General features: G+C 37.2%; 12 protein-coding genes. 10 read left to right on the plus strand and 2 right to left on the minus strand.

The window, feature by feature from the left end:
- Positions 1-105 precede the first annotated feature (105 nt).
- The gene (locus R9C00_17970; protein WPO33592.1) at positions 106-1,359 is read right to left on the minus strand and encodes an HlyD family efflux transporter periplasmic adaptor subunit; all 1,254 of its coding nucleotides are present in this window, start codon (positions 1,357-1,359) and stop codon (positions 106-108) included.
- 375 nt (positions 1,360-1,734) lie between these two features.
- Between R9C00_17970 and mnmE the strand changes: the two genes are divergently transcribed.
- The 10 genes from mnmE to R9C00_18020 all read left to right on the plus strand — a co-directional run bounded on the left by mnmE (position 1,735) and on the right by R9C00_18020 (position 12,545).
- The gene (gene mnmE / locus R9C00_17975; protein WPO33593.1) at positions 1,735-3,120 is read left to right on the plus strand and encodes a tRNA uridine-5-carboxymethylaminomethyl(34) synthesis GTPase MnmE; all 1,386 of its coding nucleotides are present in this window, start codon (positions 1,735-1,737) and stop codon (positions 3,118-3,120) included.
- A gap of 234 nt (positions 3,121-3,354) precedes the next feature.
- Entirely contained in the window at positions 3,355-3,897 is a 543-nt protein-coding gene (locus R9C00_17980; protein ID WPO33594.1) for a helix-turn-helix domain-containing protein, read from the plus strand.
- A gap of 60 nt (positions 3,898-3,957) precedes the next feature.
- Positions 3,958-5,115 carry a site-specific integrase gene (locus tag R9C00_17985; GenBank protein WPO33595.1) on the plus strand — a complete coding sequence of 386 codons (1,158 nt, stop codon included), beginning with the start codon at positions 3,958-3,960 and terminating at the stop codon, positions 5,113-5,115.
- A gap of 23 nt (positions 5,116-5,138) precedes the next feature.
- Positions 5,139-6,173 (plus strand): hypothetical protein, encoded by a 1,035-nt coding sequence (locus R9C00_17990; protein ID WPO33596.1) that lies wholly within the window; start codon positions 5,139-5,141, stop codon positions 6,171-6,173.
- A 71-nt stretch (positions 6,174-6,244) separates the two neighbouring features.
- The gene (locus tag R9C00_17995; protein ID WPO33597.1) at positions 6,245-6,595 is read left to right on the plus strand and encodes a helix-turn-helix domain-containing protein; all 351 of its coding nucleotides are present in this window, start codon (positions 6,245-6,247) and stop codon (positions 6,593-6,595) included.
- Positions 6,592-6,906, plus strand: coding sequence for a hypothetical protein (locus R9C00_18000; protein ID WPO33598.1), 315 nt, complete (start codon positions 6,592-6,594; stop codon positions 6,904-6,906). Before R9C00_17995 ends, R9C00_18000 begins: the two co-directional genes overlap by 4 nt.
- Positions 6,907-6,908: 2 nt before the next feature.
- Positions 6,909-8,387, plus strand: a complete 1,479-nt coding sequence (locus R9C00_18005) for a phage/plasmid primase, P4 family (protein ID WPO33599.1) — start codon at positions 6,909-6,911, stop codon at positions 8,385-8,387.
- A 59-nt stretch (positions 8,388-8,446) separates the two neighbouring features.
- Positions 8,447-8,728, plus strand: a complete 282-nt coding sequence (locus R9C00_18010) for a hypothetical protein (GenBank protein ID WPO33600.1) — start codon at positions 8,447-8,449, stop codon at positions 8,726-8,728.
- On the plus strand, positions 8,725-10,158 hold the full coding sequence (locus R9C00_18015) for a DUF6371 domain-containing protein (protein ID WPO33601.1): 1,434 nt from the start codon (positions 8,725-8,727) through the stop codon (positions 10,156-10,158). Before R9C00_18010 ends, R9C00_18015 begins: the two co-directional genes overlap by 4 nt.
- 680 nt (positions 10,159-10,838) lie before the next feature.
- The gene (locus R9C00_18020; GenBank protein ID WPO33602.1) at positions 10,839-12,545 is read left to right on the plus strand and encodes a nuclease-related domain-containing protein; all 1,707 of its coding nucleotides are present in this window, start codon (positions 10,839-10,841) and stop codon (positions 12,543-12,545) included.
- Between the two features lie 277 nt (positions 12,546-12,822).
- Here the strand turns inward: R9C00_18020 and R9C00_18025 are convergent, their stop codons facing one another.
- Positions 12,823-13,485, minus strand: coding sequence for a hypothetical protein (locus tag R9C00_18025; protein ID WPO33603.1), 663 nt, complete (start codon positions 13,483-13,485; stop codon positions 12,823-12,825).
- Positions 13,486-13,635 lie beyond the last annotated feature (150 nt).

Raw genomic sequence — 13,635 nt, forward strand, 5'->3', positions numbered from 1 at the left:
ATACTTTAAGATATCACTCTGATTACTAATTATATAGCAAAACTATTTGATTGGTAGAATTTCAATGCTAACGGTTTGCTGAAACCATATGCAAAATCTACCTTGTTAGTTTTGCAACACAAGCACTTCATTGTCTCCAAAATTATCGTAGGAAGAAGTCACAACTTTCTCGCCTGGTTCCAAGCCTTCCAACACCTCAAAATATTCGGTATTTCTTCTTCCAATTCGGATATTTCTCCTTGAGGCTTTATCTCCGGCATCGTTCACCACATACACCCAGTTTCCACCAGTGCTTGAGTAAAAACCGCCAACAGGAACTAAAGTAGCCTTTACTGGGCTGCCTAGCTGGATTTTAACCCGTGGGGAAAGTCCTCTTTTCATACCAGCAGGTGCTTCTCCTACAAATTCCATATCTACTTCAAACCTACCTTCGGTAATATTGGGATAGATTTTCGTAATCTTCATTTCGTAAGTCCTGCCGCTGAAATCGAACGTACCGATAAGCCCTTTCTCAATTCTTGGCAGGTAAAGCTCATCAATCCTCACCCTCACCTTAAAGTTATCCATCACATCTATCTGGCCTATCCTTTCCCCAGGAATAATCCCTTGTCCTATTTCCAAATCGGGAGTAGAAAGCTGACCCGCCGTAGGAGCGCGTATCACCAAATTATCGAGGATATCCCCAACCGCATCGAGGCTTTTGAGAATCCTACCCATGATCATCCCTTGCTGGCTAAGCTGATATGCTTTACTTATAGAGTCTTGTTTGAAGGAAGAATATTGCAGTTCCCGCACTTTCAAATTGTAGAAATAAGGCTTTTCTACCTCTTCAAACTCCCGCTTCGAAACCATATCCTGTTCAAAAAGCCTCTTGAAACGCTCATATTGAGGCTTTAGAAGAGCAATTTGATTGTCGATAGCAGCAAGTTCCGACTCCAGCCTCAGGCTGTTGCTTTCCATCTGGAGTTGCGTTTGCCGGGCTATGTTCAGTTGCTCGTAGAGCCTTGTTTCCGAATTCATCACTTCCCTTTCGAGGGCATCGTTGGCAAGCAAAAGGATTGTGTCGCCAGCTTTCACAACCGCACCTGTTTCCCTTATTATCTTTTTGATATTTCCGCCCTGGATCACGTCCAAGTAGCGCGTTTCGATGGGAAGCACCGTACCCGTTTGGGGAACATATTCTTGAAAAGAGTCGAACTTGACCGTAGAAACTGTAATCTTATTTAGATCGACATTGTACTTGGAACGCCTATCGGCAAAAATGAAGCTATAAAGTATGCCTGACACAAGTGCCACACCTAATCCGATAGTGATAATCCTTTTGAGAGTCCACGTTTTCTTTTGTATTTTTCTATCCATTATCTGCCGATTGCTAAATGTAATTCGATTATTAAAAAGTTAATGAGGTTTTGTGCAATTCTATTTGGTAGTGGAATAAAGTTAATTTGACCTAGGAACACTTCGAATTTTCCAACAAATGTGCCACTTAAACAACTTTCTTATTTACAGACAGTTACAAATAACATCTTCGGTTTCAGTTGGTCGAGGGCGGATAAAACTGCCCGTTGACGGACAGTAATTTTTCATTTCTAAACCGAATTGCACATATAGGGCCAAGCCTTACAAATGGAGCGGTTTTCAAGCACTTTATCTGTCCAAAACCATCAATTCTATTTCCAAGCCAAAGAAATACATTACTTTTGCCCATTGCTTTTACCAACCAGAAGGAAACCCATGAGAAACACGCATTTAGTCGACAACCAAGATACGATCATTGCACTTGCGACCGCTCCAGGGCGGGCAGCTATTTCTGTGCTTAGGATATCTGGGGAAGATGCTATTTCCATCACCAACAAGCTTTTCAAAGGCAAAAACCTCGAAAAGCAAGAGGGGCACACCTTGCACTTTGGTACCTTGATGGACGGCGAAATAATAGTAGATGAAGTATTGGTTTCTCTCTTTAGGACGCCCAAATCGTATACGGGGGAAAACAGCATCGAAATATCTTGCCACGGCTCGCCCTTCATTGTCCAGAAAATAATCAAGCTTTACTTGGCAAACGGAGTCCGCTATGCAAAAGCAGGGGAATTTACCAAACGAGCTTTTAGCAATGGAAAGTTTGACCTAGCGCAAGCCGAAGCCGTTGCCGACCTCATCGCTTCCGATTCTGACATTGCCCACAAAGCTGCCCTTAACCAGATGCGGGGCGGTTTTTCCAATGAAATAAAAACCCTGCGGGAAAAGCTCATCCACTTCGCCTCTATGATAGAACTTGAGTTGGACTTTAGTGAAGAAGATGTAGAGTTTGCCGACCGAGGGCAACTTAGCGCACTGATTGACGAGCTAGAAATCACCATCCAAGCCCTTATCAATTCTTTTGACCTAGGAAACGTGATAAAGAACGGAATCCCGACCGTGATCGCTGGAAAGCCCAATGCGGGCAAATCGACCTTGCTCAATGCCCTGCTCAACGAGGAAAAAGCCATCGTTTCGGAAATAGCAGGCACTACCCGCGACTTCATTGAAGACGAGCTTATTATCGGTGGAATTTCCTTCCGCTTCATAGACACCGCCGGCCTGCGCCACACCGACGACAAAGTGGAAGCCATTGGCGTACAGCGTACCTACGAAAAAATGCGGGACGCTTCGCTCATCATCTACCTCTTCGATATTTCCGAGACTTCCGTTTCCGAGCTTAAAGAAGAAACCGACAAGCTAGAAAAAATGGGCATTCCCTACCTCGCCGTTGCCAATAAAATCGACCTGTTGGAAAGCAAAAAAATGCCCGAAGCCTTTGCCGATGTGGAGCACCTGATCAGCATTTCGGCATCGGACCGCAACCAAATCAGTATCCTGAAAGACAAACTATTGGAAGTAGTAAGCCTCGACTCCTTTAGCTCGGGCAATACCATAGTGACCAACGCCCGCCACTACGAAAGCTTGGTGAGCACCATGAGCGCCTTGCAAGACGTGCGCACGGGCATCGCCTCCCAAATAAGCGGAGACTTCCTCGCCATCGACATCCGCAGCGCCCTCCACCACCTCGGTGAGATCACCGGTGAAATCACCACGGACGATTTGCTGGGGAATATCTTCAGCAAGTTTTGTATCGGGAAGTAATTACCACAAAACAACCCATCACAAAAATAGTATAAAAGCGCATAAAACAGGATTTAAAGCAAAAAAATAAATGTTTTAATGACCTGTTTATTTTGTAGCATTATGTGTTTATTTTGATTATATTTGTACCTCATTTGTACCCCGACCGAAAAAAACCACACTTCGGTCTTTTTTTGGGGAAATTATGGCACTTATTTACACTTAATTTATCTTATTTCTACTTAAGTACATCTAATGAGCAGTAATATCAAGGTACAACGCATTTGTCAGCATTGCAGTAAAGAGTTTACAGCCCGCACCACGGTTACAAAATATTGTTCTGACAATTGCGCTAAGCGAGCTTATAAGGCGAGAAAAAAAGCTGAAAAGGTCGGGAAGTCGAATACCGAAACCACTAAGCAAAGACCTATTGAGGAAATTAAGGCTAAGGAGTTCTTGACGGTTCGGGAAGTCTCTATTTTATTGGGATGCTCTACTCGGACTGCTTACAGACTAATTGACAACGGTACTTTAAAAGCAGTGAATCTTGCTGAACGTATGACTAGGGTAAAGAAAAGTGAACTGAACAATTTATTAGAGCAACCCTTACCCCCAGCCCCGAAAGAAGAAACACAATTTGATATTAATGACTGCTATACCCTTTCGGAAACTCAAGACAAATATGGGATTTCAGAAAAAGCCCTTTACGAACTTATAAACCGAAATAATATCCCTAAAACCAAAAAGGGCAAGTTCGCCTATGTTCCCAAACAGACAATAGACCAGTTACTAGCGTAAAAAAGTTCTTTTTAAGACTTCACTTTTTTCACTAATTTCACCACAAAGCATAAAAGACTAATGGCTATTAAAGTAAGCTTGAGACAAAAAAAGATCAGCAAAGGGCGTGAAAGCCTATACCTTGATTTTTATCCCCCTATCCCACACCCTGAAACAGGCAAGCCAACACGAAGGGAGTTTTTAGGGCTATACATCTTAGAAAAGCCTAAAACACCCATAGACAAACAACAGAATAAAGAACAATTAGCTTTAGGCGAAAGTATAAGGCAAAAGCGGGAAAACTTTTTAAACAAGCCTGAAATTTATAGCCAGTACGAAAAGGAACAACTACGGATAAAAGAGCAGGGCGAAAGATGCTTTGTAGAATACTTTAAGACATTGGCAAAAAAGCGTAAAGGTTCTAACTATAATAATTGGGATTCTGCGCTAAACCACTTCGCAAGCTTTACCAATGGCAGTTTAAAGTTTGCCGAACTCAACGAACGGATTTTAGAAGACTTCAAAGAATACCTACTTAGCACAAAAAGCAGGAGGAGCGACAAAACAACCCTTTCACAAAACTCAGCGGTTTCCTACTTCAATAAGGTTAAAGCTACACTACGTCAAGCATACAAAGACGGCATTTTACAAACAGACCTCAACACCAAAATAAGCCCAATAAAAACCGAAGAAACCAGACGGGAATATTTGACTATTGAGGAGCTAAACCAACTTGTCAAAACCCCGTGCAATGCCCCCTTGCTGAAACGTGCAGCTTTATTCTCAGCACTTACTGGATTGCGGTTCTCAGATATTCAAAAAATGGTATGGAGTGAATTAGAATACATAGAGGGACAAGGTTATTTTCTGAATTTCAATCAAAAGAAAACTAAAGGAGTGGAAGTGTTGCCTATACCAGAACAAGCTTACAATTTCACAGAAGGAAATAAAAACCCAAAGGATATGCCACAGGATAAAAAGGTGTTCGAGGGGCTTAAATATTCTGCCTACCAAAACAAACACCTCTTCCAATGGATAGGAGCAGCGGGGATAACAAAAGACATCACCTTTCACTGCTTTAGGCACACCTACGCAACACTTCAACTAGTTAACGGGACGGACATTTACACCGTCTCAAAAATGCTAGGGCATAAAGACCTTAAGACTACGCAGGTTTACGCTAAAATAGTAGATGAAGCCAAGAGGGAGGCAGCGGGTAAAATTAAATTGGATTTGTAGAATAATTAAAGGCATAAAGAAGAATGATAAACCCGAACCTTACTAAAGAAATAAATGGTATTACCGTATTTGAGCATACAGATAATGATGCTCATGTAAAAACTATTCTCCGTAACCCTTTTAAACCTTATCACCCAATTTCATTTAGAGATAATGTACTTACCCTCTATAATGAAGAGGACAAAAAGTTTTATACGCAGGATGGCAAACCTAAAATCAAAGATAAAGGAAATGAAATTGATTATAATTTCCGTATATTTTCAACAAGCACAGGGGGGGATATTTTATTTGAGCTACCATTTGTTTCCCTTACAGAATTTGATAGCTATACCTTAAAACCTTTTAAGCTTATAATTGACCTGTTCAAAACAGAACTTGAACGAATTGAAAAAGAATACTTTAACATCAAGGAAAGTGAATTCAAGGAGCTTTCAGCAAGCCTAAAAAAAGATGGATATATTAATTACGATATTATTGATGATAAAAGCATTTTAGGATTTCTAGAAAAGAAATTATACCCAAAAAAAATATTAAAAATAAACCCAAAAGGAATTGTAACTGCTAAGCCACAAGAAAAAGTAACAGCAGGAGAAATTTGCATAACTTATGATAGAACAGTCCATATCCCCGAGAAGGTTATCATTGATTTTTTCTTTGAGTACATAGCAAAAAGGAATAACGATTACCAAGAATTACTTTCAAAAAGTGGTTTAGTAACCCAGTCAAACTCTTCAAAAAAGACAAGTAAGAAATTCATAGCTAACGAACATGCATTAGCATACATTTTTGACTTATACGCTGAAGGAAAACAAGTACCAATTAACAGAACAGAAGGAGGCTTAAATGCTAAAGAGATTAAAAGAATAGGAATAGAAAAGGGTTTTGATAAACCCGATACCTTCTATAGAGCTGTAAAAAACGTTTTGAAGTTTGACTTAAACAAGACAAAAGACCTAAATAACATCTCAAAAGATTGGTTTAATGGAGTAAAGACTTTATCAAACAATTGGGTAAAAACCAGTGAATATCTAAAAGAAAAAGGCTTATCTGGGGATTAGTGAGGAAAAATCCCTACTAGTCCCCACAAAAATCCCTATCCATTTTTGATGCATAATTAAAAAAAAAAATTATGCACAACGTAGTATTAAGCCCAATTGATCCCGAAAAGCTAATCAGCGGGATAGCAGAAAGAGTTACTGCAAATATCTTAAAAGCAGTAAGTGAACAACAAATCTCCAAAGCCCCCGAACAACTCCTAACCGTTCAGGAAGCTGCCGAGTTTTTAAATCTTACAGTCCCGACCATTTACAGCAAGGTAAGCAGGAGTGAATTGCCTGTAATGAAGCGCAGTAAAAGACTGTACTTTTCAAGCTCTGAGCTATTGGCTTATTTAAAGGAGGGGCGTAAAAAATCTAATGCTGAAATAGAGGCAGAAGCAGAAGCCTATTTGTTAGGCACAAAAAAAGGAGGTATAAAATGAGAAACTCATCAAAAACCCCCATTAATGCTTTTCAGCATAAAAGACAAGGTAAAGATACCTACTCTACTACCCAGTTAAAAACCATATTTCTATTTTTAAAGGAACACGTTGCCACCGCTTCAATGGTATCGGCTGCAACGGGTGTACCTCAGAAGTGCATCACACGATACAAAAGAGATTTAGAAAAGGTCGGGCTACTATGGGAAGTTGAAAAGAAGAGGTGTAAAGAAACTGGTTTCAAAGCGTGGTACTTAACCACCGATGCCAAAAAAGCTCCAACACTTATTAATAACCAATTAAACCTTTTCTAAAGATGGGAGCAAAAAAAATAAAGCCCAAGTTTGAGGATTTAAGCAATCCTCAAACATTGGTAAGTCATGTCCAAGAGCTGAAAAAACAGGGCTCAACACCTCATACCGAAGTCTTAGACCAACTAATTGAGCAGATTGAATCACTGGACTTTGAAGCATTAGCAAACCCACATAATATTGAAAACTTCAAATTGGCTAATAGGCATTATTTGGTGTTATCTATTGAAAACATCTTGAAGATAGCAGAAAGCAACCGTTGGAGTTTGTGCAAAAACCAAGATTTCATTTATTTATTCAATGGTAGTTTTTGGAATGAGATTGATAAAGATATTCTTCAAAGGTTTTTAGGGGAAGCAGCCAATAAAATGGGCGTACCAGAATTTACAGCGAAGCATTTTCAATTCAGAGAACAGCTTTACAAGCAGTTTTTAAGTACGGCATACTTACCAACCCCTGAAAACAATAAAGACACCGTTTTAATTAACCTTCAAAACGGAACATTTGAAATAAGCCCAAAAGGCAACCACTTACGTCAATTTAACAGAGCGGATTTCATTACTTATCAGCTACCCTTTGAATACAATTGTGAAGCAAAAGCACCCTTGTTTGAAAAATACCTCAACAGGGTGTTACCTGACAAAGAACGTCAAAAAGTACTCGCTGAATATTTAGGCTATTTGTTCATAAAGCACGGAAGCCGTTTAAAGTTGGAAGCAGCATTGGTATTATACGGTACAGGAGCAAATGGCAAGTCTGTATTTTATGAAGTAGTAAATGCATTGGTCGGGCCTGAAAACATTAGCAGTTATTCATTAGAAGAGCTAACGGATAATTCAGGGTATTACAGAGCCATGATATCCAACAAGCTGGTAAACTATGCAAGTGAAATAAACGGTCGGTTACAAACGGATATGTTTAAGAAAATGGTTTCAGGGGAAGTTATGCCAGCTCGATTGCCTTATGGCAAACCAATGCAGCTAAAACAATACGCAAAATTTATATTTAACTGCAATGAGCTACCAAAAGATGTAGAACACACAAATGCATATTTCAGGCGTTGGCTTATCATCCCTTTTGATGTCACCATTCCTAAAGAGAAACAAGACAGTGAGTTACACTCTAAAATAATTAAAGATGAACTTTCGGGAGTTTTCAACTGGGTATTAGAGGGGTTAAATAGACTACTGAAGCAAAAAAAATTCACTTATTGTGATGCATCAAATCAAGCCATCGAGAAATACAAAACCCAATCTGATAGTGTTAAAATGTTCCTTGATGAAAACAACTACCAAAAAAGCCCGACCAGCTACGAGCTTATAAAAGACCTCTACACAAAATACCGTGGATTTTGCATGGAAGATGGTTACAACCCTGTGAACAAAAGCAATTTTATCAAAAGACTTACTGCATGTGGCGTAGATGTAGCACGCAAAAACATGGGTAACGTAGCCTATTTGTCAAATTTGAAAGGCGGGCAATAAAATACACAAAGCATAATACTCACCTAAAGAAAAACCTCTTTCATTTAAAAGAATTTACGATGCAAAAAATAAAGGTCGGGCAAAAGTTCGAGAAGAACTGCTATGCCTATAAAGTAGTAAACAGAGTAATGGATATTGCGATTTTGGAACAGCGATACGGAGGGAAATTAATTGCCTACGAAGTGGTTAAAATACAAAACCAAAAGCCGAGGGTGCTACCAAGTGGTATAGTTTCAATTGAAAAAGAAGTGTTACCCTCTACATCTAGTTGGGGAAAACTAGGCTGGACTGTCGGGTCTTGGGAGCGGGCAAAAGAAAAACAAAAAGAATGTTTGTCATGACTGCAAATACAAGCGAGGTGTATTTATACACATTGGAAAAAGGGAGTAAAAAGCACCATTGCCCAGAGTGTAGTGAAAAACGGCTTGTAAGATATGTTGACATAGAAACAGGAAACTATTTGCCCGACCAGTACGGACGTTGCGACCGTGAGGGCAAATGTTCTTACCATCTAAACCCATACAAAGATGGCTATGCTAAAATGATTTGTAAGCAAGAACAAGGGGAACAAACCGATTGGAAGCCAAAGCAGTATCAACTAGCAAAGAACCTGATAAAACCTAACATTTCATTCATCCCAATTGATATACTTAAGCAAACCCGTACAGGCTATGAAGAGAACGTATTTATCCAAAACCTACTTACACGGATAGCCTTCCCTTTTGAAGCGCATGACATTGAAAAGGTTATTTCCCTGTACCATTTAGGGACAGTACAAAGAGGATACCGCAAAGGAGCAATCACATTTCCTTTCATTGATATAAAAGGTCGGGTTAGGGCTATTCAGGTAAAGCAGTTTGATAAGGGAAACCACACCACAGGCACGGACTTTTTGCACTCGATAATAGAGAAGCATCATGTGCAAAACAAAAAGGGTTTACCCGATTGGCTGGAAGCCTACAACAAGAACGAAACAAAGGTTTCCTGCCTCTTTGGCGAACACCTATTTAGCCAATACCCACACAATCCCATTGCGTTAGTAGAAGCTCCCAAAACGGCTATTTATGGCACGCTATATTTTGGACTACCTAAGCAGCCCACAGACTTGCTTTGGTTAGCTGTGTACAACAAGAGCAGCCTAAGCCTAGAAAAATGTAAAGCTCTGAAAGGTCGGGATGTGTTCTTGTTTCCCGACCTCAACGCCTTTGGGGATTGGAACAACAAAGCAAAAAAGATACAAAGCCAGTTACCAAACACTTGTTTTAAAGTATCGGATTTACTGGAACGCCTAGCACCTGAGAGAGACAAAAAAGAAGGATATGACCTTGCAGACTATCTAATAAAACAGGATTGGCGATTGTTCAAGAAAAAACCTTTGCAGAAACAACAAACATCTGAATTACGAACTAAGCCTATTCCCACGCCTTCATCTTGTGAAAAAGGTGTAAAAAGTGAAGCCCTGAAAACAACTTTATTTTCTCAGGTAGAAGCAATGCCCCAAGAAGATAAAGGACTCGGAAACTGGGAGCAGGATATTACAAGAATTGAGAAGTACTATGCAAGTATTGAGCTACCAACAAAACCCGTTAAACTAAACGGATACACCACAATAAAAGACATTCGGACATTTCTTAAAAGTCATTTGGCTATGGTAAAAAAGAACAATGGAAACAAAATTTACAAACCATACTTATCCAGATTAAAAAAAATGAAGTCATTAATCATGGCATTAGACAACATACAAAACGAACCTAAAGGTAAAAGAGAATAAAAAAAATAAGGTTCACATTGTTCTCTAAGAATTTAGGCTTCAAAATCAAAGAAATAAATTATGCCCAAACCTTATACATTCCCGATCCTTTACGATGAAGTAAAAAATATCAATATCACAAAGCTAAAAAAGTGGGGCTATCTCATGCCCAACCATGAAAAGTCAGGTACGATAAGTTGGAGTAGGAACGGGAAACAGACTAGTAGTATATCAATTTCAGCCAATACTAAAGACAAGCCCTACATACAATTAGATTACAGTTATAACGGTAACTCCCGAAACTACAAAGTGTATTTAGTCTCTGTACCTTCCAATTTAGGAACAGGTATTGTTTGGCATTTCCTTTGTCCAAAGACTAACAAACGATGTCGGAAACTATATTTTGTAAATGGATATTTCTTGCACCGTGAAGCCTTTGAAGGCTGTATGTATTATTGCCAGACACATAGCAAGACATTAAGGAGTCTTGTTAAACCTATACTTGAGGAACAAAAAACAGAAAAGCTCTATGAACAACTTTATAAAAAGCATTTTAAGAGAACTTACAGGGGTAAACCTACCAAAAATTATTTGCGGATAAAGGAGCAATTGGGAATATAACATCCATGAAGTTGCATGATAAGTTTTTGATGTATACCTTGTATACAGGTTATTTAACTTATTTTCAACATATTCTAATAATGGATTTACAAGAAAAATCTTTGAACCTTAAAAAGCTTGTATCAAAGTATGATTCAGCTTGGCTTTTAGGACATTTATCTGAATTAATTCGTAATATTTCCTCTGGAAAAGCTGCTGAACCAATAAGCAAGCTTACTTCTCCTATGAGGCAATTACATTACTTATGTGGGCTAAACATATCTTCAAAAAAAGTAACTAATGGAGATACTCATATTGATGATAAAGAATGGATACAAATTGTTGATCTATTATGCGAAATAGAATTTGACTATTTAAAAATATTTTTTCCTGAATCTATTGAAGAAATCACTGATGAATGGAAAAGAGTAAGAGATGTTTCAATGCCATCATTCTTAGCTTATTTTAATGAAGGTACGCTTAATTACGAAGAACAAACTCAAAATTGGATTACCGACCTCTATTCAAAAGTAGATATCATAATCAATAAAGAATTAGGGCTTAGTACAAACGATTTATTAGAATTTCACAACAATTTATATTTGTACACTCAAAATAATATTCAAGCAATTTTACCTCATGGCGAAAAGCAATCAAAACCTGATTGGGAACTACATTCAAGAGTAAAGATAACTCCAAGTGACAATATGCCAGAAGAGATGATGGATACATTTAAAGCCATGAAATTTATGGCTATTTATTTTCAAGACTATGGAATTATCAAGCGGTTTTACCCAAAAGATATTATCTCTGAAAATCTTAATGAGGAAAAAGTAAATCTAATTCTTTCGATACTGGCAAGTGAAAGAAAAGAATCAACTTTTATTTATTACACGTCAGAAAACCCTTTATACAAGCAACCAATCTTTTGTATTGAAAATGGATCATATCAACTTTTAGATAGCAATACTTTAATTAATGCAATTGATAAGGTTCTAGAAAAAGCTTGTAGTGGTAATGAGAAGCATAAGTCCCAACTAATTGATAAAAAAGGAAAACTACTTGAAAAAAGGATAATTAATTTATTAAAAAAGTTCTTTAAAAAGGATTATGAATATTATTCTAATTATTATGTTAATGGGTATGAACAGGATATTCTTTTTTTATGGAAAAAATACGCTTTTATTATTGAAGCTAAAGGGTATAATATGCGAGAACCATTTAGAGACCCTAACAGAGCCTTCACAAAGATAAAAGATGATTTTAACTCCTCAATTGGCAAAGGGTACAAGCAAACTAAAAGAATTGAAGAATATTTTATTGAGAAAAAGAAACTAGTCATTACTGATAAAAACAATAATATAACGAAAGAAATAGATACATCTAAATACGAATTAGACTTTTCAATTATCGTAAACTTAAAATCATTTGGACAAGTTCAAAACGATCTTAATACTCTCCTTGACATAGGAGATGACGATACTTTTCCATGGGTTGTTAAGCTTGACGACTTAGAAGTTTTTCTTCTAACATTATTAGCCAAGAAATTCAAACCAAAAAAATTTATAGATTTTCTATTAATGAGAGAAAATTTACATGGAAAATTAATTTGTTCCGATGAACTAGAAGTATGTGGTGGTTTTTTAAAAGATAAAATCACTTTTAATAAATCATTAAACAATAAAACAGTAATTACTCTACCAGATTTAACTGACATATTTGACGAACAATATCATAAGGGGATGGGTCTCGAAAATGAAAGGTTTTTCAATGAAAAAAAAGATGATAGCAGTACTTTTTTTATGTAGAAATATTAACTCTAGTAGTTACGATTTAAGCAATCACTTTTTTCAAACGGTAGTGTAAATTAAACTTACAATCTAATATTTTTTTCTTTTCTTGGAATCGCCTCCCAAAGAAAAAGCAGAGGGGGTTTCAAAAGAAAAATAAACTAAGCCACTGTCAGATTTAGAAAGTGTCAGAAATTTAAGTGTGTCAGATCAAGTACTGTCTATTACATATTATCTGAGAATAGGTCAGACATTTCAAGTTGCAAGACCCATGATCAATAATTACACATCTTATTTAAGTCATTAAATTTTTAGTGGTCTTAGATTCTTGCAACTTAATCTTTTTAATCCTTAATTTAACCTCAGCATTAGCTTTTCCTTTGTTTAAAGAAAACTTTTTAATAACAGTTTCCCCTTTATTATTTTTCCCCTTACTTGTTAATTCAATCGTTTTTGGCACTATTAAGTTTACTGACTTAATACCATCTTCAGTATCATTATTAATAACTAACTCATTTTGTCCAATTTTATGAATTGTGTCTTTAGTATCATTTTCTACAACATCAAAAATTGAATTAACCGCTACTGTTGCGACTGCTGTTAGAACTGCGCCAATACCTGTAACTGCCCCTATTGCAGCAACTGCTACAGATTTAAGCAACTTTACCATGAATTTATCAATTTTTTCTACCTCTTCTACAGCTGATAATTCAATAATTAGAGGTGTATCTCCAACGATAGTTTCTTTGAATAATAGTTTTTCATTTAAAAACTTACCCGAGAATTTAAGTACTTCACCATCTTTTAGCTCAACCGTCCTGATTGAGGTCAAAGCAGGAACACCAGGTCTTGGATAAAACATTGTTACAGATATAATATTTTTACCTTCTGCTCCTTCTTTCAAAGTCCCATTCTCATCTACTTTTATTGAATGCAATTCTATTTGATAAGCTTCCATTTCTTAGTCATTTTTTTTGAAATTAACACCAGTTTCCCCCTCTATTTTTAAGTATTTAAACTTCTTTATTAATTAGACTATATCAGGGTTTATTTTTTATAGATTTTTCTGTTTTCAAAAAGTGATTTAAAGTAGGTAAAAACCTAATAT

The organism is Flammeovirgaceae bacterium SG7u.111 (assembly GCA_034044135.1).
In the GTDB taxonomy this organism is placed as follows: domain Bacteria; phylum Bacteroidota; class Bacteroidia; order Cytophagales; family Flammeovirgaceae.